Annotated in this window: 24 protein-coding genes and 2 tRNA genes; 17 read left to right on the top strand and 9 right to left on the bottom strand. The window is 73.2% G+C overall.

Translation table 11 applies throughout. The features are described from left to right. Positions 1–79 precede the first annotated feature (79 nt). Entirely contained in the window at positions 80–640 is a 561-nt protein-coding gene (locus A4A78_RS13745; protein WP_062950236.1) for a PPA1309 family protein, read from the top strand. A 92-nt stretch (positions 641–732) separates the two neighbouring features. Here A4A78_RS13745 and A4A78_RS13740 read toward each other — a convergent pair whose 3' ends face one another. Together A4A78_RS13740 and A4A78_RS13735 are read right to left on the bottom strand one after the other, a co-directional pair. Further along, a complete protein-coding gene (locus A4A78_RS13740) occupies positions 733–1,215 on the bottom strand; it encodes a single-stranded DNA-binding protein (protein ID WP_231881055.1) in 483 nt (160 codons plus the stop codon). Positions 1,216–1,549: 334 nt separating this feature from the next. Then, positions 1,550–2,179, bottom strand: a complete 630-nt coding sequence (locus A4A78_RS13735; protein WP_010551987.1) for a superoxide dismutase — start codon at positions 2,177–2,179, stop codon at positions 1,550–1,552. 164 nt (positions 2,180–2,343) lie between these two features. Here A4A78_RS13735 and A4A78_RS13730 point away from each other — a divergent pair, with 164 nt between their 5' ends. The 4 genes from A4A78_RS13730 to A4A78_RS13715 all read left to right on the top strand — a co-directional run bounded on the left by A4A78_RS13730 (position 2,344) and on the right by A4A78_RS13715 (position 8,368). After that, on the top strand, positions 2,344–7,023 hold the full coding sequence (locus A4A78_RS13730) for an ATP-dependent helicase (protein WP_062950233.1): 4,680 nt from the start codon (positions 2,344–2,346) through the stop codon (positions 7,021–7,023). Further along, a complete protein-coding gene (locus A4A78_RS13725) occupies positions 7,023–7,934 on the top strand; it encodes a DNA-formamidopyrimidine glycosylase family protein (RefSeq protein ID WP_062950228.1) in 912 nt (303 codons plus the stop codon). Before A4A78_RS13730 ends, A4A78_RS13725 begins: the two co-directional genes overlap by 1 nt. Before the next feature lie 59 nt (positions 7,935–7,993). Beyond that, a tRNA-Arg gene (locus A4A78_RS13720) sits at positions 7,994–8,066 on the top strand. Between the two features lie 32 nt (positions 8,067–8,098). Then, positions 8,099–8,368 (top strand): hypothetical protein, encoded by a 270-nt coding sequence (locus A4A78_RS13715; RefSeq protein WP_062950227.1) that lies wholly within the window; start codon positions 8,099–8,101, stop codon positions 8,366–8,368. Here the strand turns inward: A4A78_RS13715 and A4A78_RS13710 are convergent. Both A4A78_RS13710 and A4A78_RS13705 read right to left on the bottom strand, forming a co-directional pair. Beyond that, entirely contained in the window at positions 8,355–8,954 is a 600-nt protein-coding gene (locus tag A4A78_RS13710) for an OsmC family protein (RefSeq protein ID WP_062950226.1), read from the bottom strand. The genes A4A78_RS13715 and A4A78_RS13710 overlap by 14 nt on opposite strands. A gap of 91 nt (positions 8,955–9,045) precedes the next feature. Next, a complete protein-coding gene (locus tag A4A78_RS13705) occupies positions 9,046–9,594 on the bottom strand; it encodes an acyl-CoA thioesterase (protein ID WP_062950224.1) in 549 nt (182 codons plus the stop codon). A 139-nt stretch (positions 9,595–9,733) separates the two neighbouring features. On the opposite strand from A4A78_RS13705, the gene orn reads away from it, so the two are divergent. Next, positions 9,734–11,635 carry an oligoribonuclease gene (gene orn / locus A4A78_RS13700; RefSeq protein WP_082835343.1) on the top strand — a complete coding sequence of 634 codons (1,902 nt, stop codon included), beginning with the start codon at positions 9,734–9,736 and terminating at the stop codon, positions 11,633–11,635. A 73-nt stretch (positions 11,636–11,708) separates the two neighbouring features. Here orn and A4A78_RS13695 read toward each other — a convergent pair whose 3' ends face one another. Next, the gene (locus tag A4A78_RS13695) at positions 11,709–12,062 is read right to left on the bottom strand and encodes a thiamine-binding protein (RefSeq protein ID WP_062950223.1); all 354 of its coding nucleotides are present in this window, start codon (positions 12,060–12,062) and stop codon (positions 11,709–11,711) included. 147 nt (positions 12,063–12,209) lie between these two features. Between A4A78_RS13695 and A4A78_RS13690 the strand changes: the two genes are divergently transcribed. From A4A78_RS13690 to A4A78_RS13680, 3 genes are all read left to right on the top strand, one after another. Beyond that, a complete protein-coding gene (locus A4A78_RS13690; protein WP_062950221.1) occupies positions 12,210–13,193 on the top strand; it encodes a diaminopimelate dehydrogenase in 984 nt (327 codons plus the stop codon). Between the two features lie 222 nt (positions 13,194–13,415). Then, positions 13,416–13,491 (top strand) — tRNA-His (locus tag A4A78_RS13685). Between the two features lie 299 nt (positions 13,492–13,790). Continuing rightward, positions 13,791–14,945 (top strand): alpha/beta hydrolase, encoded by a 1,155-nt coding sequence (locus A4A78_RS13680; RefSeq protein WP_062950220.1) that lies wholly within the window; start codon positions 13,791–13,793, stop codon positions 14,943–14,945. A gap of 34 nt (positions 14,946–14,979) precedes the next feature. Here A4A78_RS13680 and A4A78_RS13675 read toward each other — a convergent pair whose 3' ends face one another. Both A4A78_RS13675 and A4A78_RS13670 read right to left on the bottom strand, forming a co-directional pair. Next, complete coding sequence (locus A4A78_RS13675) at positions 14,980–15,999, bottom strand: hypothetical protein (protein ID WP_062950219.1); 1,020 nt, start codon at positions 15,997–15,999, stop codon at positions 14,980–14,982. 9 nt (positions 16,000–16,008) lie between these two features. Next, positions 16,009–16,812, bottom strand: coding sequence for an IclR family transcriptional regulator (locus A4A78_RS13670; RefSeq protein ID WP_062950217.1), 804 nt, complete (start codon positions 16,810–16,812; stop codon positions 16,009–16,011). A 182-nt stretch (positions 16,813–16,994) separates the two neighbouring features. Between A4A78_RS13670 and A4A78_RS13665 the strand changes: the two genes are divergently transcribed. The 3 genes from A4A78_RS13665 to A4A78_RS13655 all read left to right on the top strand — a co-directional run bounded on the left by A4A78_RS13665 (position 16,995) and on the right by A4A78_RS13655 (position 20,047). After that, the gene (locus A4A78_RS13665) at positions 16,995–18,233 is read left to right on the top strand and encodes a glycine cleavage T C-terminal barrel domain-containing protein (RefSeq protein ID WP_062950216.1); all 1,239 of its coding nucleotides are present in this window, start codon (positions 16,995–16,997) and stop codon (positions 18,231–18,233) included. 79 nt (positions 18,234–18,312) lie between these two features. Further along, the gene (locus tag A4A78_RS13660; RefSeq protein WP_231881054.1) at positions 18,313–19,083 is read left to right on the top strand and encodes a methylenetetrahydrofolate reductase; all 771 of its coding nucleotides are present in this window, start codon (positions 18,313–18,315) and stop codon (positions 19,081–19,083) included. Positions 19,084–19,237: 154 nt separating this feature from the next. After that, on the top strand, positions 19,238–20,047 hold the full coding sequence (locus tag A4A78_RS13655; RefSeq protein WP_062950213.1) for a GTP pyrophosphokinase family protein: 810 nt from the start codon (positions 19,238–19,240) through the stop codon (positions 20,045–20,047). 5 nt (positions 20,048–20,052) lie between these two features. Here A4A78_RS13655 and A4A78_RS13650 read toward each other — a convergent pair whose 3' ends face one another. Then, complete coding sequence (locus tag A4A78_RS13650) at positions 20,053–21,162, bottom strand: NADH:flavin oxidoreductase/NADH oxidase (protein WP_062950211.1); 1,110 nt, start codon at positions 21,160–21,162, stop codon at positions 20,053–20,055. 176 nt (positions 21,163–21,338) lie between these two features. Here A4A78_RS13650 and A4A78_RS13645 point away from each other — a divergent pair, with 176 nt between their 5' ends. The 4 genes from A4A78_RS13645 to A4A78_RS13630 all read left to right on the top strand — a co-directional run bounded on the left by A4A78_RS13645 (position 21,339) and on the right by A4A78_RS13630 (position 25,119). Further along, positions 21,339–22,286 carry a LysR family transcriptional regulator gene (locus A4A78_RS13645; RefSeq protein WP_062950210.1) on the top strand — a complete coding sequence of 316 codons (948 nt, stop codon included), beginning with the start codon at positions 21,339–21,341 and terminating at the stop codon, positions 22,284–22,286. A 28-nt stretch (positions 22,287–22,314) separates the two neighbouring features. Continuing rightward, complete coding sequence (locus A4A78_RS13640) at positions 22,315–23,106, top strand: NAD(P)-dependent oxidoreductase (protein ID WP_062950208.1); 792 nt, start codon at positions 22,315–22,317, stop codon at positions 23,104–23,106. A 134-nt stretch (positions 23,107–23,240) separates the two neighbouring features. Beyond that, complete coding sequence (locus A4A78_RS13635) at positions 23,241–23,930, top strand: Pr6Pr family membrane protein (protein WP_062950207.1); 690 nt, start codon at positions 23,241–23,243, stop codon at positions 23,928–23,930. Positions 23,931–23,934: 4 nt separating this feature from the next. Continuing rightward, the gene (locus A4A78_RS13630) at positions 23,935–25,119 is read left to right on the top strand and encodes a cytochrome P450 (protein WP_062950206.1); all 1,185 of its coding nucleotides are present in this window, start codon (positions 23,935–23,937) and stop codon (positions 25,117–25,119) included. A 96-nt stretch (positions 25,120–25,215) separates the two neighbouring features. Here the strand turns inward: A4A78_RS13630 and A4A78_RS13625 are convergent, their stop codons facing one another. After that, positions 25,216–26,058, bottom strand: a complete 843-nt coding sequence (locus tag A4A78_RS13625) for a maleylpyruvate isomerase N-terminal domain-containing protein (protein WP_062950512.1) — start codon at positions 26,056–26,058, stop codon at positions 25,216–25,218. A gap of 142 nt (positions 26,059–26,200) precedes the next feature. On the opposite strand from A4A78_RS13625, the gene A4A78_RS13620 reads away from it, so the two are divergent. Further along, a complete protein-coding gene (locus A4A78_RS13620) occupies positions 26,201–26,416 on the top strand; it encodes a heavy-metal-associated domain-containing protein (protein WP_010549713.1) in 216 nt (71 codons plus the stop codon). Positions 26,417–26,507: the final 91 nt, after the last annotated feature.

The following is a 26,507-nucleotide window of genomic DNA, read 5'->3' as shown; positions in this document are numbered from 1 at the left end:
GGTACAGTGTGGTGCCGCCGTGTCGCACGGCGGTCACCCCATTCTGTCAGGCCGAACCTGTAAGGGACCTCTCGATCCGATGACGACTCCTGCCCAGGACCCGCTGGACGCGCCCACGGCCGCGCTCGCCGCCGCCGTGCTCGAGGTCGCCCGCCATGTCGAGGACAGCCCGCTGCCCGCTCCGCGCCTCTTCGCGCTCGCCCGCAGCGCCGAGCTGATCGCCGCCTCCCCCGCCCTCGCCGCGCTGCTGGGCGCCGAGGGCGAGGGCGCGAACGCCCACGACGACCTGCACCTCACGCCGATCGACCTCGACGAGGGCGCCGCGCCCTCCGGACCGTCCGACGGGCAGGAGGATCCGCTCGCCGCGCTCGAGAAGGTGCAGTGGCCGGACATGGCCGCCGGCGGTGCGATCGCCTGCGATCTCGCGCCCTCGGCCTGGTCGGTCCGCGACGAGGAGCAGAGCGCCGGCGGCGCGGCGCTGCCGTCGGGCCGTGCGCTGCGCGTAGTGGTCGCGGCACTGGGCGACGGCACCACCTGGTCGGCGGTGCACCGCGGCGGCGAGGACGGCTATGTCCTCGGCGCCGCGCTGCTGCCGGAGATCTCCGAGGCGCTGGTGCAGACCCTGCAGTCCGGGAGCTGACCCCTCTGCCGTCCGGATCACCCGACGGGCTCGCCCGACTGACCGCGTCCCGTCGGCCGACCACTGCCCCCACGTTCGCACCGCGGTGCGTGTCAGAAGGCCGGTGCGAGCGAGTCCTCGCCCTCCGTCTCGTCCGCGTCCTCGGGGTTCGCCGAGCTCGCCTCGGTGAGGATCTCCCCCGAGTTCGGGTCGACGTTCGGGACGTCCTGCGCGCGCAGCGGCTTGGTGAACTGGGAGGAGCCGTAGGTGAGGTCGTGGCCGATGGACTCGGCCTGGAGGTTCAGGGAGTAGCGGGTGATGCCGTCGGTGCCCTGCCACTCCGAGGTGTTCAGCCGGCCCGTGACCAGCAGCGGCTGGCCCTTGTGGACCGAGCGCATCACGTTCTGGCCCAGCCCGCGGCGGGCGAACACGGTGACGAACTCGGTCTTGCGGTCGGCGAAGTCCTGCGTGGCGGTGTTGTAGTAGCGGCCGGTGACGGCGATCCGCAGCTTGACGCTGGTGGATCCGTCCTCCTGCCGATGCTCGGTGGGATCGGCGGTCACGTTCCCCATCAGCGTGGTCTGGATGTCGCGCATGGCGCTGTCCTTCCTGGCTGCCGGGGAGCTCCCCGGCCTCGGCACCCTGCCGAGTGTCCTCAGCGTCGTCGGGCGGTGCCGCCCGTACCAGGGCGGGGCCGATCCTGTGGACGGCAGGGGGCTGGGGAGGAACGGTCACGGGCCGGGACGGCCCACGGTGCAGCGGCCTGCCGTCAGGACGTGGGTCGAACACCGTCAGGCCGTGGGGACGTCGCACCGAGCCGCCGCCCGCGTCACGACGCGAAGCGGCCGGCCCCTCCGAGGAGGGACCGGCCGTGTCGGTCGCCGAGGCCCGGGCCGTCAGGCCCGCCCGTCGGCGTCAGCTGCGTGAGGCTCAGGCCTGCGGCACGACGAGACCGGACGCGGAGGAGCGCGCGGCCTCGAAGCGGGCCTGCACGTCGGCCCAGTTCACGATGTTCCAGATCGCCTTGACGTAGTCCGCCTTCACGTTCTGGTAGTCGAGGTAGAAGGCGTGCTCCCACATGTCCAGCTGGAACAGCGGGATCGTCGCCACCGGCACACCGTTCTGCTGGTCGTAGAACTGCTCGATGACGAGGTTCCCGCCGATCGGCTCGTAGGCGAGCACCGCCCAGCCCGAGCCCTGGATGCCCAGCGCCGCCGCCGTGAAGTGCGCACGGAAGGAGTCGAACGAGCCGAAGTACTCATCGATCGCCTGCGCGAGCTCGCCGGTCGGCTTGTCGCCGCCCTCCGGGGAGAGGTTCTTCCAGAAGATCGAGTGGTTCGTGTGACCACCCAGGTTGAACGCCAGATCCTTCGAGAACTGGTTGATCGACCCGAAGTCCCCGGCCTCACGGGCCGCGGCGAGCTTCTCCAGCGCCGTGTTCGCGCCCTTGACGTAGGTCGCGTGGTGCTTGGAGTGGTGCAGCTCCATGATCTTCCCCGAGATCGAGGGATCCAGCGCGCCGTAGTCGTAATCGAGATCGGGAAGCGTGTACTCCGCCATATGGATCATCCCTTCGTCAGTTCTGCGCGGGACCAGCCGGTGCGGACCCCGCCGTGTGATCCATCCTGCCACGATGCGCTGGGCAGGGGCAGGGGGCGGCCGGGAAACGGTCCCCTGGTCGGCCATCGGGCCCGGCTGTCGGAGCGGCGGTCCACAATGGTGCGATGGCCACGCCCCGTCCGCGCCTGCCCTCCTCCTTCTCCCCTGCCACGACGGCGTGGTTCGAGGAGTCCTTCGAGGCGCCCACCCCCGCGCAGGCCGCGGCGTGGGAGGCGATCGCGCAGGGGCAGGACACCCTCGTGGTCGCGCCGACCGGGTCGGGCAAGACCCTCGCGGCTTTCCTCAGCGCGATCGACCGACTGGCCGGTTCTCCGACACCGTCGTCTGCCGCGACGAGCGTTCTGTACATCTCGCCGCTGAAGGCGCTCGGCGTCGACGTCGAGCGGAACCTGACCTCGCCGCTCGTGGGCACCGCGCGCACGGCCGAGCGACTCGGCCTGCCTCGGCGCCGGCTGAGCGTGGGCGTGCGCACCGGGGACACCCCGCCGGCGGAGCGCCGCCGGCTCGCGACCCATCCGCCGGACATCCTCATCACCACCCCCGAGTCTCTGTTCCTGATGCTCACCTCGCAGGCGCGGGAGACGCTGCGCGGCGTGGACACGGTGATCCTCGACGAGGTTCATGCCGTGGCCGGCACGAAGCGGGGCGTGCACCTGGCGCTGTCCCTGGCGCGGCTCGACGCGATGCTCCCCGCCCCGGCGCAGCGGATCGGACTGTCAGCGACGGTGGAGCCGGTCGAGGAGGTCGCCGCCTTCCTCACCGGCTCTGCGCGGGGCCGGGACGCGGTGGTGGTGCGTCCGCCGTCGACCAAGCGCTGGGACATGCGGATCACGCTGCCGGTCCCGGACCTGCAGGCGATCGAGCCGCCCGCCGATGCGGTCGACGACGAGGACGTCTCGGGGACCATCTGGCCGCATGTCGAGCGGGCGGTGCTCGACGAGATCCTCGCCCACCGCTCCACGATCGTTTTCACGAACTCCCGCAGCCAGGCCGAGCGCCTCACCGGGAAGCTGAACCGGCTGCACGCGAGACGGATCACGACGGCGGCGACCGACGGTCCGGGCGGGGAGGCGGAGGAGCTCGTCGAGGTCGAGGACATCGCCCGCGCCCACCACGGCTCGATGTCCAAGGAGGTCCGGGCAGGGATCGAGGACCAGCTGAAGTCGGGGACGCTGCGCTGCGTGGTCGCGACCAGCTCCCTCGAGCTCGGCATCGACATGGGCGCGGTGGACCTGGTGCTGCAGGTCGCGGCGCCGATGTCGGTCTCGAGCCTGCTGCAGCGGGTGGGCCGGGCCGGGCACGACGTCGGCGCGGTCTCCGAGGGGTCGCTGCACCCGTTGCATGCGGTGGACGTGCTGCGCTCCGCGGTCGCGGTGCAGGAGGCGGTCGCCGGGCGGATCGAGCCGCTGACCGTGCCGCGCAACGCCCTGGACGTCCTCGCCCAGCACACCGTCTCCGCCGCCGCGATGGAGGACCTGCAGGTCGACGCCTGGTACGACCTGGTCCGCTCGGCGCACCCCTATCGGGCGCTGCCCCGCTCCGCCTTCGACCAGACCGTCGACCTGCTCGCCGGGCGCTACCCCTCCACCGACTTCTCCGAGCTGCGGCCGCGGCTCGTCCACGATCGCGAGACCGGTACGCTCACCGCCCGGCCCGGCGCGCAGCGTCTCGCAGTCACCAGCGGCGGCACGATACCCGACCGGGGCCTGTACCCGGTGCACCTGGTCGCCGCCGAGGGCGATTCCCAGCCGCGGCGCGTGGGCGAGCTCGACGAGGAGATGGTCTACGAGTCCCGCCGCGGGGACGTGATCACGCTCGGCACGAGCAGCTGGCGGATCGAGGAGATCACCGCCTCCCGCGTCACGGTCTCCCCCGCCTTCGGGCTCACCGGGCGGATTCCGTTCTGGCACGGCGACGGGGACGGGCGGCCCGCGAGCCTCGGCCGGGCGATCTCCGCCGCGCAGTCCGAGCTCGCCGCCCTCCCCCGCCCCGAGGCCGACGAACGCCTCACGGGCCTCGGCCTCGATGACAACGCGCGCACCGTGCTGCTCGACCTGCTCGACGAGCAGCAGCAGGTCACCGGCGCCGTGCCGGGACCGGACCAGCTCGTCGTCGAGCGCTTCCTCGACGAGCTCGGGGACTGGCGCGTGGTGCTGCACTGCGCGGCCGGGCAGCGGATCACGGGGCCGTGGGCCCTCGCCGTCGGCGCCCGGGTCGAGGAGCGCTACGGACTGGACGGCCAGGTCATGGCCGGGGACGACGGGATCGTGCTGCGCATCCCGCACGGCGAGCAGCCGCCCGCCGCGGACCTGTTCGTGTTCACGCCCGAGGAGATCGAGGAGGAGGTGCGCCGTCTCGTCGGCTCCTCCGCCCTGTTCGCCGCGAGGTTCCGGGAGTGCGCGGCCCGGGCCCTGCTGCTGCCGCGGCGCGACCCGAACCAGCGGGCGCCGCTGTGGCAGCAGCGTCAGCGCGCCGCGCACCTGCTCGAGGTGGCCAGGCCGCATCCGGACTTCCCGATCATGCTCGAGGCGGCGCGGGAGTGCCTCCAGGACGTCTACGACCTGCCGGCCCTGGTCGAACTGATGGGGCAGGTCAGGCGGCGTCGCCTGCAGGTGCGCGAGGTCGAGACGCCCTCCCCCTCCCCCTTCGCGCGCTCTTTGCTGTTCGGCTACATGGCGCAGTTCCTCTACGACACCGATGCGCCGCTGGCCGAGCGCCGCACAGCCGCCCTGGCGCTGGACCAGTCGCTGCTGGCCGAGCTGCTGGGCACGGTGAGCCTGCGCGAGCTGCTGGATGCCGAGGTGATCGCCGAGGTCGAGCAGCGCCTGCAGGGACTGACTGAGGAGCGGGCGCTGCGCGGGCCCGAGCAGATCGCCGACGCGCTGCGCCGCCTGGGCCCGCTCACCCCCGCGCAGCTCGCCGAGCGCGCCGCGGACGGCCTCGATCTCGACGCGGCCCGCGCCGAGCTCGAGCAGTCCCGCCGCGTGCTCACGGTGCGGATCGCCGGGGCGGAGCATCTCGCGGCGATCGAGGACGCCGGTCTGCTGCGCGATGCGCTCGGCACGGCGCTGCCGCCGGGGATCCCCGAGGTGCACCTGGCCGCGGTGGACCGGGCGGTACCGCAGCTGCTCTCCCGCTGGGCGCGCGGCCGTGGCCCCTTCCTCGCCGACGCACCGGTGGCGGCCTTCGGTCTCGCCCCGGGGGTGGCCCGCGCCGCGCTCGAGCAGCTCACCGCCGAGCGGGTCCTGTCCCAGGGCGAGTTCACTCCCGGCCGCGAGGGCGAGGAATGGGTCGAGGTCGAGGTGCTGCGCCGCATCCGCCGCGCGAGCCTCGCCGCCTCCCGGCGCGAGATCGCGCCCGTCGCGGGGCCCGTCTACGCGCGCTTCCTCGGCCAGTGGCAGCACCTGGTGGGGCGCCGCGCCGGCGGCCGACGGGAGCGCGGCACGTGGACCGGGCAGGACGGGCTGCTCTCGGTCGTGGACCAGCTCGCCGGGGTGTCGCTGCCGCTGTCGGCCTGGGAGTCCCAGGTGCTGCCAGCGAGGCTGCCGGAGGTGACGCCCGCCCTGCTGGATGCCGCCTTCGCGAGCGGGGAGCTGGTGTGGACCGGGCACGGCCGCCTCGGCGCCGACGACGGCTGGATCCGGCTCCACCTCGCCGACGCCCTCCCCCTGGGGCTCGACGCCGACGCGCTCGAGGAGGCCGCGACCTCGCTCCCGGACGGCTCCTTCGCGGCGCGGATCCTCGCCCTGCTGCGCACCACCCCGGGCGCGCTGCGGCACGGAGAGATCCTCGCCGCGCTGGCCGACGACGGGGAGGCGGCGCGGCCGCAGGACCTGCACGAGGGGCTGTGGGACCTCGCCTTCACCGGCCTGGTCACCAACGACTCCTTCGAGGCGCTGCGCTCCTACGGCCGCGGGCCGGCCAAGGCGCCGTCGGCCCGCACCCCGACACGCTCGCGCAGCCTGGGACGTCGGGGCGCGGCGCGGCTCTCCGCGGCGATGATGCGCCAGGGCGCGTCCAGCCCCTCCGAGCTCGTGACCGGGCCCGTCGGTGCCGGGCGCTGGTCCGCGGTGCGGGTCGAACCGGTCGATCCCGCCGCCCGTGCCGCGGCGCTCGCGACGCTGCTGCTCGACCGCCACGGCGTGGTCACGCGCGGGGCGATGGATGTCGAGGACGTCCCCGGCGGGTTCGCCGCGGTGTACCGGGTGCTGGCCGCGCTCGAGGAGAACGGCAGCTGCCGCCGCGGCTACTTCGTCGACGGGCTCGGCGCCTCCCAGTTCGCGCCCGCCGAGGCGGTGGACCTGCTTCGCGACCGGGACCGGGAGGCCGAGGCCGGACGCGACGCCGAGGGACCCGACGGCGGCGGGGCCGGCCCATCGGCCGAGGCGGTCGCCGTCGCGCTCGCCGCGACCGATCCCGCGAACCCCTACGGCGCGGCGCTCCCCTGGCCGGCCTTGTCGATCACGCCGCCCGAGGGGGTCACCGCGCGGCCCGCCCGCCGCGCCGGTGCGCTCGTGCTGCTTCGGGACGGACATGTCCAGGCCTATGTCGACAAGGGAGGGAAGCACCTGCTGTGGTGGGCGGACGAGGAGGCTACACCCGAGGCCGCCGCCCAGCTCGTCCGCGCGATCGCCGAGGACTCCCGCCTTCCGCAGCTGCGGATCGAGCGGATCGACGGGCACGGGATCGACACCGAACCGGTCGCGGCGATCACGGCCGCGCTCGCGGAGGCCGGCTGCTACCGCTCTCCGCGCTCGCTGCGACTGCGGGCGGGTGATCGCTGATGCCCGAGGGCGACACCGTCGCGCGCCAGTGCCGGATCCTCCACGACGCACTCGCCGGCGCCGTGCTCACCGTCTGCGACCTCCGGGTACCGCGTGCGGCGACCGCGATCCTCACCGGCTGGAGAGTCCACGAGGTGCGCCCGCGCGGCAAGCACCTGCTGATCCGGCTCCTGCCGCCCGCGCCCGGGGCACCGCCGATGACCCTGCACAGCCACCTGATGATGGACGGGATCTGGCACGTGGAGGGGAAGGCGCTGCGCTCGAGCGACACCAGCGCCGGGCCTCGGGACCCGTCCACGATCCGGATCGTGCTCGAGGCCCGACACGAGGACGGTCGTGAGGCGCGGGCGATCGCCTACGACGTGAAGCAGGTGAAGCTGCTGCGCTCGGCCGACGAGGAGAAGCTGCTCGGGAGCCTCGGCCCGGACCTGCTCGATCCCGCGTGGGACGAGGACCCGACCCTGCGGGAGCGGGCGCTCGCGAACCTCGCCGCCGAGCCGCGGAGGCCGATCGGCCTCGCGATCCTCGACCAGCACGTCCTGGCGGGGATCGGGAACATCTACCGCAGCGAGCTGTGCTTCCTGCGCCGACTCCACCCCGCCGCGCCCGTCTCCGCGGAGCAGGACCCGGGCGCGCTCGTCGACCTCGCCCATCGCCTGCTCGTGCTGAACCGGGACCGGGAGGTGCGGGTGACCACCGGTGGGATGCTCGGCCGGGACGGGGACCTGTGGGTCTACGGCCGCGGAGGGAAGCAGTGCCGCCGCTGCCGCACCCGGATCCAGCGCGGCGAGCTCGCCGAACCGCGGCTCGAGGGCACCGAGGCGCGAGTGCTGTGGTTCTGCCCCCGCTGCCAGGCCGGGCCCGGCGCGCCGGCCCCGTCGGCGGCCCAGCGGCGTGGCCGACGTCGCTGAGACGGACTGCGTTCCTGGCCGTGGCGGCGTCGCAGCCTCGGTAGACTCGTGCGCCGTCAGCCTCCATAGCTCAATGGATAGAGCAACGGCCTTCTAATCCGTAGGTTGCAGGTTCGAGTCCTGCTGGGGGCGCCGTTCGCCCGCACCGCCGACGAGGAGCATCGATGATCCTGAAGGTCCTCACGTTCGGTGCGATCGGATTGCTGGTCGTGCTGCGGCTGGCCCGCACGCGGTTCGGCTCGCGTCTGCTCGGGGTCTCGTTGCGGGTGCTGAACATCGTCTATCTTGTCGCGCTCGTGATCGCGGGGATCCTCGCCGTGGTGTTCGAGCAGTGGATCCTGCTGGTCGTGGTGGCGGTGCTGCTTGTGGTCAGCCTGGTCGAGGAGATCCGTCGGCGCTTGGCGGCCCGGGCCGCGCGCATCAGCCTGCGCTGACCTCGACGCGGGTGGTGACGGGCGTCGGGTTCTGGAAGAGGTCGAGGACCGGGCAGTGGGCGTCGACGGCCGCGCGGAGCTCCTCGTAGCGCTCGGCGCTCTCCGGTCCGGTGAGGCGGACGAGCAGGCGCACGTCCCCGAACCCGGCCCGCACGGACTCGTCCTTGCCGAAGAGCCGCGCCGCGTCGAGGTCTCCCTCCGCGGTGACGTCGATGTCGTCGACCTGGATGCCGAGCGCGTGCGCGTAGAGCCGGTAGACCACGACCTGGCAGGAGATCAAGGCGCCGAGCGCGACCTCGACGGGGCTCGCGGCGAGATCGTCGCCCGCGAGGGCGGCGGGCTCGTCCACGGCGAACTCGTGGCGGCCGGCGCGGAGCGTGCTCGCCACGGCGCCGACGCCCTGGCCGGTGACCGTGTAGGTGAGGTGTGCGGAGTCTCGGCGGGCGTCGATCCGCTCGCCCCAGGCGGTTCCCGCGGCGTCGAGGCGGTCGGAACGGGCGGCCGCGCTGTCGTCGAGGTCGGCGGCGGGGACGGAGGTCGAGGTGGTGAGGGAGACGGTGTCGGTGGTGGTGTCGGAGAGTGTCATGGCGCCACCGTAGGGACGCCTCGAGCGCCGGTCATGCCCTCCTGTCACAGGCCGTCATCCGTGCACTCCGCCGCGTCGGGCCGACGAGAGCTCAGCGGCCGCGGCCCCGCTCCGCCAGCGCCCGGCTGTGCGCGGAGGACTCGCGGTTCCAGGTCTCCACCCAGTCCGGCAGCACGAGGTCCGCGGGCGGCTGCCCGACCAGCTCCAGCACCTCCTGCACGTCGACCGACCCGCCGGAGCTGTGCAGGAAGCGGGCGCGGACGATCGCGTCGGCGATGACGGTGTCGCCGCGGCGGAACACCTGCTCCATGTAGATCCAGCGCTCGTCGTAGCCGATCACGCGGGTGGCGAGGTCGAACCTCTGCCCGAGGGTGAGGGACTTGCGGTAGGTGATGGTCTGTCCGGCCACCACCGGGTACCAGCCGGCGTCGGTGATCCGCTTCCAGAATCCGGAGCGGAGCATGAGGTCCATGCGGCCCAGGTCCATGATCGAGAGGTAGCGGCCGTTGTTCATGTGGCGCTGCACGTCGAGATCGGCGAAGTTCACGCGGAAGCTCGCGTGGGAGGTGTCCCAGATGCCGAGCGGGGACTTCCCGCGCACGCGCAGGAAGAACAGCAGCATGCGGAGGTACATGTTCATGGCGGCTCCCTCCCGGGGCTCACGTCGGCTCGTCGTCGATACCAGATGACCAAAGAGTAACTTCTCGGGCACGCCAGCCCTCCCCGCTCGCACCTGCGGGGGCCGCCCGGGGCGTCGGGGGCCGCGCTACTGTTGTCCGGTGACCTCCAGCTCCACTCGTGCCATCAACGACCGCATCATCTGGGTCGACTGCGAGATGACCGGCCTCGACAAGCAGCGTGATGCGCTGGTCGAGATCGCCGTCCTCGTGACCGACGCCGATCTGAACATCCTCGGGGACGGCGTGGACGCCGTGATCAGGCCCCCGGCCGAGGCGCTGCAGGGCATGGATCCCTTCGTGGTGAACATGCACACCGTCTCCGGCCTGCTCGAGGAGCTCGACGGCGGCATGACCCTCGCCGAGGCAGAGGCGCAGTGCCTCGCCTACGTCAAGGAGCACTGCCCCGAGCCGGGGAAGGCGCCGCTGGCCGGCAACAGCGTCGGCACCGACCGCGCCTTCCTGGACCGCGACGTGCCCGAGTTCGCCGGCTGGCTCTCCTATCGCACCATCGACGTCTCGAGCCTGAAGGAGCTGGCCAAGCGCTGGTTCCCGCGGGTGTACTACAACATCCCCGCCAAGCATGGCGGCCACCGCGCCCTCGCCGACATCCGCGAGTCGATCCAGGAGCTGAAGTACTACCGCGAGGTGCTGCTGGTCCCCGAGCCCGGCCCCACCACCGCCCAGGCCCAGGAGGCCGCGCGCCGCTTCGAGCTGCGCGAGGCCGCCGAGACCGCCCCTGCTCTGCCCGCGCCCGCCCCGCACGTGCCCTGGCTGGATCGTGCCTCGCACCGCAGCTGGCTCGAGGGCGAGGCCGACGAGCTGCTCGTCTTCGGCTCCGAGTCGGTGCGGGAGGACGGCGGCTTCGCCTGGCTGGACGAGACCGGTGCCCCGGACCTCTCCCGCCCCTCCGAGCTGTGGATCACCTGCCGGATGACGCACGCCTTCGCGCTCGGCCACCTGCTGGGCCGCCCGGACTTCGGCCGCTTCGCCGACCACGGCATCGCCTCGCTGCGCGGCGTCTTCCACGACGACGAGCACGGCGGCTGGTTCGCCTCGGTCGAGGGCGGCCGCACCGTGGACGACTCCAAGCAGGCCTACGCCCACGCCTTCGTGGTCCTCGCCGCCTCCTCCGCGACCGCCGCCGGCCGGCCCGGTGCGAAGCAGCTGCTGGACGAGGCGCTCGCGGTGCTCGATACGAAGTTCTTCGACGAGCGCTCCGGGATGAGCGTGGACACCTTCGACCGCAGCTTCTCCGAGTGCGAGGAGTACCGCGGGATCAACGCGAACATGCACACGGTCGAGGCGCTGCTGGCCGCGGCCGACGTGACCGGGCAGCGGCGCTGGCTGGACCGCGCCGTCGGCATCGCGACCCGGGCGATCGACGAGTTCGCCCGCGCCAACGACTGGGCGCTGCCCGAGCACTTCGACGTGGAGTGGTCGCCGCTGCTGGACTACAACCGCGACGAGCCCGCCCACCCGTTCCGCCCCTACGGCGCGACGATCGGGCACTGGATCGAGTGGTCCCGCCTGGTGCTCCAGGCCCGCGCCTCGCTGATCGCACTGGACGGCGAAGCGCCGGAGTGGATGCTCGAGGCCGCGACCGCCCTGATGGAGAAGTCCGCTGCGGCCTTCGGCGCCGATGGGAAGCCCGGCTGGGTCTACACCGTGGACTGGGACGGCACGCCCGTCTCCTCCGAGCGGATGCACTGGGTGGCGGCGGAGGCCGTCGCCGCGGCCGCCGTGATGCACCGGGTCACCGGGGAGCGCGTCTGGGCCGAGCGCTACGAGCAGTGGTGGGAGTACATCTCCACCTACCTGCTCGATCCCGAGGAGGGCTCGTGGTTCCACGAGCTCGACGCCGAGAACGAGCCGCAGGGCGTGACCTGGCCGGGCAAGCCCGACATCTACCACGCGCTGCAGTGCGTGCTGATCCCGCGCCTGCCCCTCGCCCCGGCGCTGTCGGCCGCGCTGCGCGACGGGCTGCTGGACAGCGACCTCTGAGCAGGTCCCGCCGCTCATCACAGGACCTGCCCCCGGTGCAGCACCGGGGACAGGTCCTGTGGGCGGTCGGAGCTCAGCTCTGCTCGAGCCGGGACGCGGCGGCCTCCATGCGCTCGATCTTCCCGTCGAGCTCGCCGCGGTCGTGGCCGGGGCGGATGTCGGCCTTGAGCACGAGCGAGACGCGGGAGCCGTAGCGGCCCGCCTCCGCGGTCGCGCGCTTGACGACCTCCATGACCTCGTCCCACTCCCCCTCGATCTCGGTGAACATCGAGGAGGTGCGTGTGGGCAGGCCGGAGTCGCGCACGACCCGCACCGCGGCGGCGACGGCGTCGTGCACGCTCGCGGCATCGGCCCCCTCCCCGAGATCGCGGGCGAGGGCCGGGTCGGAGGGGGCACCGGTGGGCTGGACGGAGAAGGCGACGATCATGCCGCCAGTCTCCCCCTCCCCCGAGGGCGGTGCAACGCGGGGCGGGGCCCGTCACGCGGCGCTCCCGTGCCCCCTCGACGGCGCTTCAGTAGCATCGACCAGGGCGTACGCCGCTGCGGGCGCCTCCCCTCGACCAGAGCAAGGACCATGACTGCACATCGCCTCGGAATCGTCGGCTACGGGAACCTGGGACGCGGCGTGGAGCTCGCCGTCTCCCTCCAGGAGGACATGGAGCTGGTGGGCGTCTTCACGCGACGCGACCCGTCGACCCTGACCACCGCCCTCGAGGACACGGCGGTCCGGCCGATGGACGAGCTCGAGTCGATGGTCGGCGAGATCGACGTGCTCGTGCTCTGCGGCGGCTCGAAGTCGGACCTGCCCGCGCAGACCCCGCAGCTCGCCGCCCGCTTCACCGTCGTGGACAGCTTCGACACCCACGCCCGGATCCCCGAGCACTACGCGGCCGTGGACGCCGCGGCCCGCGAGGCCGGCACCACGGCGCTGATCTCCACCGGCTGGGACCCCGGCCTGTTCTCCCTCAACCGCCTCTTCGGCGAGGCGATCCTCGCCTCCGGCGACACCTACACCTTCTGGGGACGCGGCCTGTCCCAGGGGCACTCCGACGCGGTGCGCCGCGTGGACGGGGTCGCCGGCGGCGTCCAGTACACGATCCCCTCCGAGGACGCGATCGCGCGGGTGCGCGCCGGGGAGCGGCCCGCGCTCAGCACGCGCGAGAAGCACGTGCGCGAGTGCTTCGTGGTGCTCGAGAAGGGCGCCGACGCCGAGGCGGTGCGCGAGGCGATCGTGACGATGCCGCACTACTTCGAGCCCTACGACACGACGGTGCACTTCATCACCGCCGAGGAGCTCGCCCGCGACCACCAGGGCGCACCCCACGGCGGCTTCGTGATCCGCTCCGGCGAGTCCTCCCCCGGCACGACGCAGACCATCGAGTACCGCCTGCGGGAGGAGTCGAACCCCGAGTTCACCGCGAGCGTGCTGGTCGCCTACGCCCGAGCCGCCGCACGTCTGGCCGCCTCCGGCGAGCACGGCGCCCGCACCCCCTTCGACGTGGCGCCGGGCCTGCTCTCCCCGAAGTCGCCCGAGCAGCTGCGCGCCGAGCTGCTCTGAGCGGCGCCCCGCAGTGACCACAGGAGGGCCCGGGGGGTAGGTGCCGCGCGGGCCCTCCGTCCGCGGGCCGTCGCGGCGCATCACCCGGCGGCGCCGAGCGAGGATCGCCGCCGCCGTCGCCGATGCAATGCGTCTCACACTCCTGCGGGCCGCTTCGGGGAGGAAAGCACCGCCCGGACCAGGTATGCTGATCTCTCGTTGCAGGCCGTCAGGTCGCACATGGTGGTCGTAGCTCAGTTGGTAGAGCTCCTGGTTGTGGTCCAGGCGGTCGCGGGTTCAAATCCCGTCGATCACCCCAAGAAACGCCCTGGTGACAGGGCGTTTTTTCTATGCCTGGACACCTCTTCGGGCAGAGTCCGCCGGACCGCTCATCAGCGCGCGGCCCGGCGAACGGTCCTCGTCTCAGCTCCGCGGCACCTCGCGCACGCCCAGTGCCGGGGATCCGACGACCGCGACGGCGGCGCCGGGTAATCTCCTGGCCCGACTCAGCGGTTCGCTCTAGGGTCGATGGCGGCGACGCGCCGCATCCCGGTCGGCTCCCCGTCCTGCGGGCGCCGTCGGCCGCGGCGCATCGGTGCGCGGCGGCGGAAGGATCCCATGTCCTACGGTCTCCTCCTCACGCTCGTGATCTGGGCGGCGGTCATCGCCCCCATGCTCAGGCCCCCGCATCGCCCCTTGCTGCTGGCCCGGGCCGTGTACTACCTCAGCGTTGCCCTGAACGAGCTGCCGATGCTGGTGCTGCTCCTGCTCACGCTGAATATCGTCCCCTCGTTGCTGCCCTCCGACGACCATCCCGCGCTCGGGCCGCTCGCCGCTGCGGCCGGGATCGTCCTCGGGCTGTTCGTGCTCCTCGGCCTCGTGCTGATCCAGCGGCTGATCTCCCGCAGCCGCGCCGTGATCCTCCGGATCGTGGGCCGCCCGGAGGGGGTGCGCCCCTTCCGCTGGGCCTGGCTGGCTCCGCTGCCGTTGCGCCCGCGGGAGGTCGAGCGCGTCCCGGGCCTCGCGTACGGCCCGGGCGGGCGCGAGCACCGCCTGGACCTGTACCATCGGCGCGACCTCGAGGCGGACTCCCCTGCCCCGGTGCTGCTGTACTTCCACGGCGGCGGGTACTCCACCGGCAGCAGACACTTCGAGTCCCGTCACCTGATGCACCGCATGGCGCGTCGCGGCTGGATCGTGCTCAGCGCGGACTACGGTCTGCGACCCGGCACCACCTGGCCCGGCCACCTGATCGACGCGAAGCGCGTGATCGCCTGGGTGCACGAGCACGCGGCCGAGCACGGGATGGACCCGTCCCGCATCGTCGTCTCGGGCAGCTCCGCCGGCGGGCACCTCGCGACCCACTGCGCCCTCACCGCCGGGGACCCGCTCCTGCAGCCCGGCTTCGAGGAGGTCGACACGCAGGTCGCGGCCGCCGTGGTGCTCTACGGCTATCTGGGCCGCTGCTACGGGCAGCGCCCCGGGGAGCAGCTCGTCTCGCATCCGCTGGACCTGCCCGTGGACGGCGCGCCGCCGATGCTGGTGCTCCACGGCACGCTGGACAACTGGGTCCCGGTCTCCCAGGCCCGGGACCTCGCGGCGCACCTGCGTGCCGGCTCGCCCTCCCCGGTCCTCTTCGCGGAGCTGCCCGGCGCCCAGCACGGCTTCGACGTGTTCGCCTCCCCGCGCTTCCGCGCCGTCGTGGACGGGATCGAGCGCTTCCTCGCCCCGCTCGAGGACCACGAACCGGCCGGCTCCTCCCGCAGGCGCTGACCGTGCCGGCCGGGACCTTCGCTCCCGGCCCGTCTCAGCCGCGCCCGCCGAAGAGTCGTCTCACCCCGCGGAGGAAGCCGCCCGGGGCATCGATCGACATCGGCTCGGGGGCCGAGGGGTCATCGTCCAGGACCAGCAGGGCGGTGCGCGGTATGTCCAGCAGCTCGAGCAGCTGCGCGAGGGGATCGCCGTCGACGGTCCGCGCAGCGCACAGATCGCGGAGGCGACGCGCCCCCTCCCCCACGCCGAAGGCCTCGACCAGCGCCTCGCCCGTCGTGGCACGCTCTGCGGAGTCGTCGTTCTGCTCCACCCAGCCGGTGTTCCACATGATGAGCTCCATGAGGTCCTCCCGGTCCTCGAGGACGGCGCCGGAGCCGCTGCCGCGCCACAGCACGAGCACCGGGTGGTCCGCGCCCGACGCGTCGTCGAGGTCGAAGGGCCCCGCGCCGAGCTCGGGTGTGTCGGGGGAATGCACGGTGAACCAGTCCCCGCCGATCTCCGTGAGGACCCACCCTTCGTCCTCGTCATAGGCGAACTGCTCGGCGAGGTCGCGGCGTCGCGACGCATCGCCGCGATCCAGCAGCACCTCCCGGAAGGTGTCGTTCTCCAGCTCGGGCAGCCCGCTCCGGGACCGGGCCCCGCCGAGGGCCTCGGCGACCTGGGAGAGGGCGAGGTCCTCCTCCTCCACAGTCGTCTCCCCGAGCAGGTGCTCCTCGAGGGCGAGACGGAACGGCGCCTCGGTGTCGGGCATCCCGAGCGTCGAGGCGATGGCGGCGGGAGCCTCCGCGGGGATGCTCCCGTCGTGGATGCTCCAGGCGTATCTCCGCTCCGCTCCCCCGGTGCGCACGCGCACCACGCGCGGATCCCCGACCTCGCCGAGGAGCACCAGGTCCCAGGTCTCGGGGAGCACCGCCTCCTGCTCGACCCAGGCCGCGGTCCACCCTCTCGGCGCCGTGGGCCCCACCTGCCACGTCCGGTCAGGGTCTTCGGGGAGGGGGAGCGGGGCGAAGGCGGCGAGGATCTCGTCCTGCGAGGCCCGGGCGATGAGAAGCATCTGCTGATCCTAGAGGTCCCGCAGGTCGCCGCGGTGGCCGAGGCGGCGGGAGATCTCCTCGGTCGCCGCCCGCAGCACCTCCGACGCCGCGGGCAGCCGCTCCGGTGCGAGCCGGTAGGAGGGTCCGGCGGCGGAGACGGCCGCGATCACCGTGCCCTCGGGGCCGCGCACCGGGGCGGCGAGCGCGACCAGCCCCTCCTCGAACTCCTCGACCGCCTCGGCCCAGCCGCGTTCGCGCGCCTCGTCCAGCTGCCGCTCGAGAGCGGCCGGATCGGTGAGGGTGCGCGCAGTGAAGGACTCGAGCTCACCGCGCAGCAGCTCGCGGCGCTGGGCCGGGTCCAGGTGCGCCAGCAGCATCTTCCCGCTCGAGGTCGCGTGCAGCACGGTCCGGTCGCCCACCCAGTTGTGCATCGCGACGGTGCTGCGGGCCTGGGCCTGGTAGAGGTTCACCGCGACGCCGCCGCGCAGCACCGCGACGTTGACGGTCTCCCCGAGCTCCTCGGCGAGCGCCTCGCAGACCGGGCCCGCGATCGCGGTGAGGTCCCGGCGCGGCCGGGCGGCGGAGGCCAGGCGCAGCAGACCCACGCCCAGCTGCACGGCGCCGTCGTCCCCTCGCTCGACGAGGTCGTGGCGCTCGAGGGAGGCGACCAGGCGCGAGGCGGTGGAGGCATGGACCTCCAGCTCGCGGGCGATCGCCGCCACACTCGCCCCGTCCTCGCGCGCGATCGTCTCGAGCACCTGCACCGCCCGGTCCACGGACTGCACCGCCCCGTGGGTCGTCGTGCTCCGCTCCGTCATGGCTCGCTCGGTCATCCCTCGCTCCGTCCTCCTTCTGCTCGGCGCCGCGTCCGGGGCCCGGTGCCTCGCCCGCTCCGACGCCGTCAGTCCGACGATACCGCGCTCGTTGCGCATTGCGCACACCATTGCGCATGCCGCACGCGAGTGCCAGAGTAGGAGGACAGCGGACATCAACGTCCCGACCCGAGGAGGTCACCATGGCGGTGAACCCCGATCCCGGGGTCATGCTCTACCCCCGGATCCGCAAGTCCCCGTTCTTCTACGCATCAAGACAGCACGGCGTGGCGCTCTACAGCGTCTACAACCACACGTACCACCCCCGGCACTACGGCGATCCGCTCGCGGAGTACTGGGCGCTCCTGCAGGGGGTGACCCTGTGGGACGTCGGCGTGGAGCGGCAGATCGAGATCTCCGGCCCCGACGCCTTCGACTTCACCAACCTGCTGGTCACCCGCGATCTCTCGAAGTGCAAGGTGGGCCAGTGCAAGTACGTCTTCCTCTGCGACCAGCACGGCGGGATCCTCAACGACCCGATCCTGCTGCGCCTGGAGGAGAACCGCTTCTGGCTCTCCCTCGCCGACAGCGACATCCTGCTGTGGGCCCGCGGCGTCGCGGCCTACGCCGGGATGGACGTGAGCATCGAGGAGATCGACGTCGGCCCCGTGCAGGTCCAGGGCCCGAAGTCCTATGCCGTGCTGCGCGATCTCGTGGGCGAGGCGGTGGCGGACATCCGCTACTACTACCTCCACGAGTTCACGATCGACGGGATCGAGGTGATCGTCTCGCGCACCGGGTACACCGGCGAGATCGGCTACGAGATCTACGTCAAGAACGCCTCGCACGACGCGGAGCGGCTCTGGGCGAAGGTGCTCGAGGCCGGCGAGCCGCACGGCCTGCGGGTCATCGGCCCGTGCCACATGCGCCGCATCGAGGGCGGGATGCTCGCCCACGGCGCCGACATCACCGTCGACACCAACCCCTTCGAGGTGGGGATGGGCTACGACTGGATGGTGGACCTCGACCAGGAGGCCGACTTCCTCGGCAAGGCGGCGCTGGCGAAGGTCAAGGCCGAGGGGCCCAGGCGCATGCTCGTCGGGCTCGAGATCGGCGGCGAGCGGCTCGGCACCTACAACGACGGCTCGATGATCGACCACTTCCCCGTGATGCACGACGGCGAGGTGGTCGGGAAGGTGACCTCCGCCTGCTTCTCCCCGCGGCTCGAGAAGAACATCGGCCTCGCCCTCGTGCCGGCGGGACTCTCCGCCCTCGGCACGGAGTTCACGGTCGACGTCGGCGAGCGTCCCGGTGCCCGTCTCCCCTCCACCGTCCCGCCGGTGGCGGCGACCGTGGTGCCGAAGCCGTTCATCGACCCGGCGAAGGAGCAGCCGAAGGCCGATGTCGGAGCGCTCGCCGGGGAGGCCGCCGCCGGTGGCTGACCGGGCAGGCACGTCCGCGACGTCGGGCCCCGGGGGCTCCCCTCCCCCGAGCCCGGCGTCGCGGCAGGCGCAGTTCGAGGTGATCCCGCTGCCCGGCATCGCCGAGCGCGTGCTCGAGCACCTGCCCGCCGGGTCGCGCGTGACGGTCACCGCCTCCCCCGCCCAGGGGCTCGAGGCGACGCTCCAGGCGGCGACGGCGCTCGCCGCCGGGGGCATGGTCGCGATCCCGCACCTCGCCGCTCGGATGGTCGACGGGCCGGACGCGCTCGAGAGGATCCTGGAGCGGCTCGGCGGCGCGGGCATCGAGGAGCTGTTCGTCATCGCCGGGGACGCGACCCCGCCCGCGGGCCCCTACGACGGGGCGCTCGCGCTGCTCGAGGCGATCTCCCCCGCCGGGCGCGGGCTCGCGGTCGGCGTCGGCGCGCATCCCGAGGGGCATCCGCATGCCGACCCCGCGGCGGCGCTCGAGCTGCTGCGGCGGAAGGCGGAGCACGCCTCCTACGTCGCCACCCAGATGCTGTTCATCCCGGACCCCCTGGTGGCCTGGACGGAGCAGCTGCGGGAGGCGGGGATCGACCTGCCGGTGCGCCCGGGCGTCGCGGCGCCGGCGAGCCGCACCCGGCTGCTGCGGATCGGCCCCCGGATCGGGGTGGGCCGCTCGCTGCGGATGCTGACCGCCGAGTCCTCCGGCGTGCGGCGGCTGCTGGGACCGGGCCACTGGGACCCCGACCCGCTGCTGGACGCGCTCGCGGCGGCCGAGCTGCCAGGACTCGTCGCCCCGCACGTGTTCACCTTCAACTCCCTCGCGGAGACGGCGTCGTGGTGGCAGGGGCGCAGCGGGCGCGCCTGATCCCGGGGTCGGTCGGACCACGCCCCACTCCTCTCGAGCGACGGCTCGGCAGCTCGGGCACCGACCCGTCCACGGTCGGCGTGCGTCCACGTCGCACCCAGTCCGCTCTGGCAGGATCGACTGCCCGAGCCCGGACCGCGAGGAGAGTCGACGGATGGACGCAGCCCCTTCACCGCAGGAGCCCCCTGAGCACAGGGTCCGTGAGCTGGTCACGGCGCGCACCGGCGGGCATGTCCCGACCCCTGCGGAGCAGGAGGAGATCGCGGCCGGTCTGCGGCAGGTGTACGAGGAGTTCATCGCGCTGCGGATGCACTACCAGTTCGGCATCGACGAGGTGCTGACGAAGGTGGAGATCCTCCGCAAGGAGTTCGAGCAGATGCACGACTACTCCCCCATCGAGCACGTGCGCACGCGGCTGAAGTCGGTGGAGTCCCTGATGGAGAAGGCGCTGCGCACCGAGGGCGAGATGACTGTGCGCGCGATCCGCGAGAGGATCCACGACATCGCCGGCATCCGCATCACCACGAGCTTCGTGGCCGACGCCTACTGGATCGCGGACATCCTCGCCGCCCAGGGCGACCTCGAGGTGCTCACCGTCAAGGACTACATCGCCTCCCCCAAGCCCAACGGCTACCGCTCCCTGCACCTGATCGTGCAGGTGCCGGTCTATCTCTCCACCCATGTGGAGCAGGTGCCCGTCGAGCTGCAGATCCGCACGATCGCGATGGACTTCTGGGCCAGCACCGAGCACAAGCTCTCCTACAAGTACGAGAAGAACCTCCCGCCCGCGCTGAGGGCCGAGCTCGACGATGCGGCCCGGGTCGCGGACGAGCTCGACCAGCGGATGGAGCGCCTGCGCAGCGAGATCCGCCCGCAGGCCGCGCCCGGCGGGGGCAGCGGCCTGTTCCCGGGGCGGCCCGCCGCGCCATCTTCGGACGAGCCGAGGGACGACGCGGCGAGCTGAGCCGCTCAGCCGCGGCGCAGGGCCTGGCGGAAGGCGCGCCGGTACTGGGGCGGGACGATCTCGCCGTCGCCGCGCAGGGCGAGGGCGGCGTCCAGGCCCCAGTTCGGCTCGCGCAGGAAGGCGCGGCCCACGCGCACCACGTCGGCCTGACCGGTGGCGAGGACGTGCTCGGCCTGGAAGGGCGTATCGAGCATGCCGACCGCGGAGACCGGCATCTCGGTGTGCTCGTGCAGGTGCGCGGCCAGCGGCGTCTGGTAGCCGGGGCCGACGGGGATCCTCGACCCCTCGGGCAGCACGGCGTTGCCGCCGGAGGAGACGTCGACCATGTCCACGCCGTGCTCGCCGAGCCAGGTGACGACCTGGGTCGCCTGGTCGAGGCCGAAGCCGCCCTCGACCCACTCGGTCGCCGAGATGCGCACCAGCACCGGCATGCCGACGGGGACCGCTCCGCGCACCGCGTCCACGACGCGCAGCAGGAGGCGCGCGCGGCCGGCGAGCTCGCCTCCGTAGGAGTCGGTGCGATGGTTGCTCAGCGGCGAGAGGAACTCGTGCAGCAGGTAGCCGTGGGCGGCATGGATCTCGATCATGTCGAACCCCGCCTCGACGGCGCGCACGGCGGAGGCGACGAAGGCCTCGACGACCTCGTCGATCCCCGCCTCGTCCAGGGCGGTGGGCTCCGTGAGCTGGTCGTAGGCGATCGCGGAGGGGGCCACGGTATCCCAGCCGCCGTCGGCGCCTGCGAGGGAGGCGCCGGGGTGCGGGGTGCCCCACTCGGGCTCCGTGGAGGCCTTGCGCCCGGCGTGGGCGAGCTGGATCCCGGCCGCCGCCCCGAAGGAGTGGATCAGGTCGACGATCGGGCGCAGCGCCTCGCGCTGGGCGTCGTCCCACAGGCCGAGGTCCTGCGGGGAGATGCGCCCCTCGGGGACCACGCCGGTGGCCTCGAGGATCACGGCGCCGGCGCCGCCGCGGGCGAAGGAGCCGTAGTGCATGAGGTGGTAGTCGGTGGCGACGCCGTCGCCGGCGGCGACGGAGTACTGGCACATGGGCGGCACCCAGATGCGGTTGCGGACGGTGAGGTCGCGCAGGGTGATCGGGGCGAGCAGGTGCTGGGACATGGAGGGGCCTCCGTAGGTCGGGGACGGTCGGGCCGGCGACGCTCCGTGCGGGGCGCCGAGCGCGGCGACGTCCGCGACGCTAGTGCGGCCCGACATGCGCACGCCAATAGCAGGCCCTATGGGAGGTATCCCTCTCTCTATGGCGTGAGGTCACCGGCGCGTCTACCCTCGGCGCTGTGACGACCTCCACTCTCGCCCCCGTCCAGGACCTCAACCTGTTGCGCACCTTCCTCGCCGTCCATCGTGCGGGGTCCTTCACCGCGGCGGCCCCCGCGCTCGGGCTCACCCAGCCCACCGTCACCGCGCAGATCCGCAGCCTCGAGGAGCAGCTGGGGCGCCAGCTCTTCCAGCGCCTGCCGCGCGGGGTGGAGCCCACCGCCTTCGCCCGGGAGCTCGCCGAGCGGATCTCCGGGCCGCTGGACGATCTCGACGTGGTCGCGGGCGGGAACTGCGAGCTCGACGGGCGCACCGCGCCGGTGCACCTGGCAGGCCCCTCGGAGCTGCTGTGCTCGCACGTGCTGCCCGCGCTCGCCCCGCTGGTGGCGGGCGGGGTGCGCGTGCACGTGGCGACCGGGGAGGACGAGGAGCTGCTCGAGCAGCTGCGAGAGGGCCGGCACGACCTGCTGATCACCGCCCAGCGGCCGCGCGGCCGGGCGCTCTCGGTCACGAAGCTCGCGGAGGAGGAGCATCTGCTGGTCGCGGCCCCGGCCTGGGCCGGCCGCGTCGAGGCGCGCGGGAAGGGTGTGCCGGTCTGTGCGGCGCTCGAGGCGGTGCCGCTGGTCTCCACGGCCGACGACATGCCCGTGGTGCGCCGCTACTGGCGGACCCAGTACGGCAAGCAGCATCCCGCGGTGGGCCCGGCGCTGACGGTGCCGTCCCTCCACGCCGTGATCGCCGCGGTGCGGGCCGGGGCCGGCTACTCGGTGCTGCCGCGCTCGCTGTGCGCGGCGGATCTCGCCTCGGGCGCGCTCGTGCAGCTCGAGGAGCCGGAGCGCCCGCGCACCACGACGCTGATGCTGGTGCAGCGTCCCGGCGCCGAGCAGAACTCCGCGACGGGGCAGGTCGCGGAGGCACTGCTGGAGGCGGCTCGGACGGCGGAGAATCCTCGCCTCATGCCTGCGTGACCGGGGCCACCCGGACCATACTGGGGGCATGACGAGGAACACTGCTCGACGACGAGTCCTGATCACCGGAGCGACCGGAGGGATCGGCTCCCATCTGGCCCGCACGCTGTCGGAGGACTACGAGCTCGTCCTCCACGGCCGCGATCCGGATGAGGCGCCGCCGGGAAGGCAGCTTCGCCTCGCCGACCTCGCGGACATCGAGGAAGTGGCCGCGCTCATGGACGGCGTCGACACCGTCGTGCACATGGCCGGGGCTTCCTCGCCGGAGTCGAGCTGGGAGGCGGTGCTCGAGGCCAACATCGTCGGCGTGCGCAACGTGCTCGAGACGGCGCACCGGGCCGGCGTGCGGCGCGTGGTGCTGGCCTCCTCGAACCATGCCTTCGGGATGTACGACCGCCACGAGCTGTGGCCGGTCTACCCCGATCAGCCGCCGCGGGCGGACTCGCTGTACGGGGTCTCGAAGGTCTTCGGCGAGACCCTGGGCCGCTTCTACCACGACGAGCACGACCTGGACGTGATCTGCCTCCGCATCGGCTGGTTCAGCGAGGACCCGCTCGAGGCGGAGGAGGAGATCCTGCGCGCCATGTGGCTCAGCCCCGAGGACTGCACCGAGGTGGTGCGGTGCGCGATCGAGGCGGAGGTCCGCTTCGGGCTGTACTACGCCATCTCCGACAACCCCGACCGCCGCTGGTCGATGACGAACACCCATCTCGAGCTCGGCTACCGTCCGCGCGACGCCTGGACCTCCCTGCCCGGCGCGCGGGAGAACGTCGTCGAGGGAGGCGCCCCGGTGCGGGACTCCTGGCCGCGCGGCTCATGAGCGGCGCCCAGGAGCCGCGCTCCTCCCCCGCCCCTCGTCCCTCTCCCCCGCAGGCCGGGTCGGCCGCCCCCACAGCGATGCCGTCGACATCGGAATCATCCGCGTCGGACTCCTCGGCGACGGAGCCATCGGCGATGTCGTCATCGGCGATACCGCGGTCGACGCCGTCGGGCCGCTCGGCGACCGCCGTCCGCGCGGCCCGCGGCGCACGGGTCGCCGTCACGCTCCTCGTCCTGGCGGCCCTGCTCACCAGCACCCTCACCGCGGTCCGGGACGGCTCGCTCGCCCAGCACCTCTCCTTCTTCACGAACCAGTCCAACCTCGCCTTCGCCCTCCTGCTGCTGGCGGGGACGGCGCTGCCCCACCGGCGCCGGCCGCTCTGGTGGGACGACCTGCGCGGCGCGGTCGCGTTCTATCTCGTGATGACCGGGACCATCTACGCGCTGCTGGTCGCGCCGCTGGACGAGCTGCTGCGCTGGGACATCGGCTGGACGGGGATCGTGCTCCACCGTCTCGCCCCGGTCGCGGCGCTGCTGGACTGGCTCCTGACCCCGCGGCGCCGCACCCCGTCGGCCCGGCGGGTCCTGGCATGGCTGGCATATCCGATCGTGTATCTCGTCGCGACCTGGGTGCGCGGGGGCGTGACCGGCTGGTACCCCTACGCCTTCCTCGACCCGACCGCCTCGTCCTGGCCGCAGGTGCTGGCGACGACCGGCGTGGTGCTGCTCGCCTTCCTCCTGTTCGCGGCGCTCGTGCACCTGGCGGAGGGTCGGCTGCGCAGGAAGGAGGTCCCGGCCGGGGCCCTGGAGCGCTCCCTAGGGTGAGGCCATGAGCCTGCCGACCTTCGACCCCGCCGGACTCGAACCCCGCTTCGCGACCGACGAGCTCCGCGAGCGCTCGCCGCTGGCGCGCACGCCCGACGGGACCTGGGTGGTGCTCGGCCACGCCGAGGCGCTCGCGGTCGTCGAGGACGCGGAGAGCTTCTCCTCCGAGGTCTCCCGCTTCCTCCAGGTGCCGAACGGCCTCGACGGCGCCGAGCACGCCGCGATGCGCGCGGCGACCGATCCGTTCTTCGGTCCCGAGGAGATGGCCCGCCTCGCCCCCGTGCTGCGCGAGGTCGCCGGGGGCCTCGTGGAGGAGCTGCTGGACGGGGTGGGAGCGGCCGGCACGGAGATCGACGCGGTCGCGGCTCTCGGCGCGGTGTTCGCGGTGCGCGGGCAGACCACGTGGCTGGGCTGGCCCGCCGTGCTCGAGCCCGACCTGCTGCAGTGGATGTCCGACAACCACGAGGCCACGCGCTCGGGAGAGCTGGAGCGGACCCGCGAGGTCGCCGAGCGCTTCGACGCGATCATCCGTTCGGTGCTCGCACCCCGACGGGCCGCCGAGCAGGACGCGCCGGAGGATCCGACCACCGCGCTGCTGCGGCTGCGGGTGCCGCTGCCGGATCCCGAGGTGCCGGGCTCGACGGAGCGGGCGCTGCACGAGGAGGAGATCGTCTCGATCCTGCGCAACTGGACCGGCGGGGACCTCGGCTCGATCGCGCTGTGCACCGGGGTGCTGCTCCACGCCCTCGCCCATGCCCCCGCTCTCGCAGATCGGGTGCGGGACGGCTCGGACGAGGAGGCGACCGCGATCATCGACGAGCTGCTGCGCATCGACGACCCCTTCGTCTCCAACAGGCGGTTCACGACCTGCCCCGTGTCCCTCGCCGGTCACGAGATCGGTGCGGGCGAGCGGGTGCTGGTGCACTGGACCTCGGCCAATCGTGACGGGCGGGTCTTCCCCGATCCGGAGGCGCTGGACCCCGCGGGGAACGCGGAGCGGAACCTGGTCTACGGCGCCGGCCCCCACGTCTGCCCGGGCCGTCCTCTCGCGACGCTCGAGCTGCTCACCCTGCTGAAGGCGCTGCTCTCCGCGGCGGACGTGCGCCCCGCCGAGACGCCCGGCGAGCGAGAGATCGCGCCGGTGGGCGGCTGGGCACACGTCCCGGTGGTGCTGGTGCCGCGGGGCTGAGCGCCGTCGCCGCACGACAGTGCGGGGATGCTCCGCACCTGCGCACGGGCCCTGCGCGACCGACGGCCGGCACCCACGCACCACGAGAGCGAGAGGTCAGTCGTGCCCCTCGGCGATGAGCGAGGCGAGCTGGGCGATGCCGGCGGAGTCGCCCTGGACGGCGACGCGCTGCTCCTCGCCCTCCAGGTGCGCAAGGGCCTGCTCGCGCCCCCAGGCCCACAGGTCCAGCGCCTGCGCGGTGCCGGCGGCGCGGGCCCGCGGCAGGTCGCCGGGAGCCTGCCCCTCGGGCAGGAGGCGGCCGACGGGGGCGTCGAACTCCTTCCCGTCACGGGGCCGGGTCCCGCTCCAGCGGCTGATCTCCAGCATCCGTGCGGTGCCGCCCTCGGGGGCGATCTCGACGACGGCGACGGGGCGCGTCTCGGCCCAGTCGGGGATCCACTCGAAGCCGGCGGGCCACATCACCTCGAGCACATGGGCGAGCCCGTCGGCCGCGACCTGCCGCGGGATCGGGGTGACGGAGCGGCCGGCGGTGAGCTCGGCGTCGACGCGATGGATCGTCGCCTCGTGGGTCTGCATGCGGCGGGTGATCCCCACGCCCTGGACGGCGGAGTACCAGAACCAGGCGGGTTCGTCGTCGGCGCGGGCGGAGAGCTGGGACAGCAGCGCCTCGGTCGCGCTCGCGCGGCGGGCGAGGAGGGCGTCGCGCTCGGCGGGCCGCGCGTCCTTGCCCTCCTCGATCGCCATGACCTGCTCCTCGGTGGTCGCGCCGGACTCGAGGATCGCGGCCCAGAACTCGTGGACCTCGGCGAGGTGCCACAGCAGGTCGTCGGCGGTCCAGTCGGGGCAGGTGGGAACGTTCTGCTCGGGGTCGACGGAGGTGAGGGCGGCGACGGACCGCTCGGTCTCCTCGCGGATGTGGGCGACGGCATCGATGCTCATGGCCCCATCGAAGCACTCCGGGGTGACGGACGACACCCCTTCTCCCCGCAGGAGCCTTGAACGTATATACCCCTTGGGGGTATACATGGAGGCAGTTCGATACCCCTTGAGGGTATACCCGGATCATCACGAGGAGAGCTCCATGAGCGCGACCACGATCGACTTCCAGGTCACCGGCATGACCTGCGGCCACTGCGAGATGTCCGTCCGCGAGGAGGTCGGCGAGGTCCCCGGCGTCACCGGCGTCGAGGTCAGCCACGAGACCGGACTGCTCCGTGTCGGCTCCGACGCCGCGGTCGACGAGGCCGCCGTGCTCGCCGCCGTCGAGGAGGCCGGCTACTCCGCCGTCCGCGCATGAACCCCGGGGGCGCTCCGCGGCAGAGGACACGCCCGGCGCCGCCCCTCTCCCGCGGCGGCCGGTCCCCACCGGACGCCGCGGGACCGCCCCA

Origin of the sequence: Brachybacterium sp. sponge (assembly GCF_001613775.1) — a bacterium.
Lineage (GTDB): Bacteria > Actinomycetota > Actinomycetes > Actinomycetales > Dermabacteraceae > Brachybacterium > Brachybacterium conglomeratum.
Note: the sequence above shows the minus strand (reverse complement) of the source record. Positions and strands in the feature narration are given on the sequence as shown.

Excerpts from the sequence above, each read along its gene's own strand:
- A4A78_RS13735 (WP_010551987.1), bottom strand. The coding sequence starts at position 2,179 with ATGGCGGAGTACACGCTTCCCGATCTCGATTACGACTACGGCGCGCTG.
- A4A78_RS13620 (WP_010549713.1), top strand. The coding sequence starts at position 26,201 with ATGAGCGCGACCACGATCGACTTCCAGGTCACCGGCATGACCTGCGGC.
- A4A78_RS13665 (WP_062950216.1), top strand. The coding sequence starts at position 16,995 with ATGGCGGTGAACCCCGATCCCGGGGTCATGCTCTACCCCCGGATCCGC.
- A4A78_RS13730 (WP_062950233.1), top strand. The coding sequence starts at position 2,344 with ATGGCCACGCCCCGTCCGCGCCTGCCCTCCTCCTTCTCCCCTGCCACG.
- A4A78_RS13725 (WP_062950228.1), top strand. The coding sequence starts at position 7,023 with ATGCCCGAGGGCGACACCGTCGCGCGCCAGTGCCGGATCCTCCACGAC.
- A4A78_RS13655 (WP_062950213.1), top strand. The coding sequence starts at position 19,238 with ATGGACGCAGCCCCTTCACCGCAGGAGCCCCCTGAGCACAGGGTCCGT.
- A4A78_RS13630 (WP_062950206.1), top strand. The coding sequence starts at position 23,935 with ATGAGCCTGCCGACCTTCGACCCCGCCGGACTCGAACCCCGCTTCGCG.
- A4A78_RS13625 (WP_062950512.1), bottom strand. The coding sequence starts at position 26,058 with ATGAGCATCGATGCCGTCGCCCACATCCGCGAGGAGACCGAGCGGTCC.
- A4A78_RS13705 (WP_062950224.1), bottom strand. The coding sequence starts at position 9,594 with ATGAACATGTACCTCCGCATGCTGCTGTTCTTCCTGCGCGTGCGCGGG.
- A4A78_RS13745 (WP_062950236.1), top strand. The coding sequence starts at position 80 with ATGACGACTCCTGCCCAGGACCCGCTGGACGCGCCCACGGCCGCGCTC.
- A4A78_RS13680 (WP_062950220.1), top strand. The coding sequence starts at position 13,791 with ATGTCCTACGGTCTCCTCCTCACGCTCGTGATCTGGGCGGCGGTCATC.
- A4A78_RS13715 (WP_062950227.1), top strand. The coding sequence starts at position 8,099 with ATGATCCTGAAGGTCCTCACGTTCGGTGCGATCGGATTGCTGGTCGTG.
- A4A78_RS13710 (WP_062950226.1), bottom strand. The coding sequence starts at position 8,954 with ATGACACTCTCCGACACCACCACCGACACCGTCTCCCTCACCACCTCG.
- A4A78_RS13740 (WP_231881055.1), bottom strand. The coding sequence starts at position 1,215 with ATGCGCGACATCCAGACCACGCTGATGGGGAACGTGACCGCCGATCCC.
- A4A78_RS13695 (WP_062950223.1), bottom strand. The coding sequence starts at position 12,062 with ATGATCGTCGCCTTCTCCGTCCAGCCCACCGGTGCCCCCTCCGACCCG.
- A4A78_RS13675 (WP_062950219.1), bottom strand. The coding sequence starts at position 15,999 with ATGCTTCTCATCGCCCGGGCCTCGCAGGACGAGATCCTCGCCGCCTTC.
- A4A78_RS13635 (WP_062950207.1), top strand. The coding sequence starts at position 23,241 with ATGTCGTCATCGGCGATACCGCGGTCGACGCCGTCGGGCCGCTCGGCG.
- A4A78_RS13640 (WP_062950208.1), top strand. The coding sequence starts at position 22,315 with ATGACGAGGAACACTGCTCGACGACGAGTCCTGATCACCGGAGCGACC.
- A4A78_RS13650 (WP_062950211.1), bottom strand. The coding sequence starts at position 21,162 with ATGTCCCAGCACCTGCTCGCCCCGATCACCCTGCGCGACCTCACCGTC.
- A4A78_RS13690 (WP_062950221.1), top strand. The coding sequence starts at position 12,210 with ATGACTGCACATCGCCTCGGAATCGTCGGCTACGGGAACCTGGGACGC.
- A4A78_RS13670 (WP_062950217.1), bottom strand. The coding sequence starts at position 16,812 with ATGACCGAGCGAGCCATGACGGAGCGGAGCACGACGACCCACGGGGCG.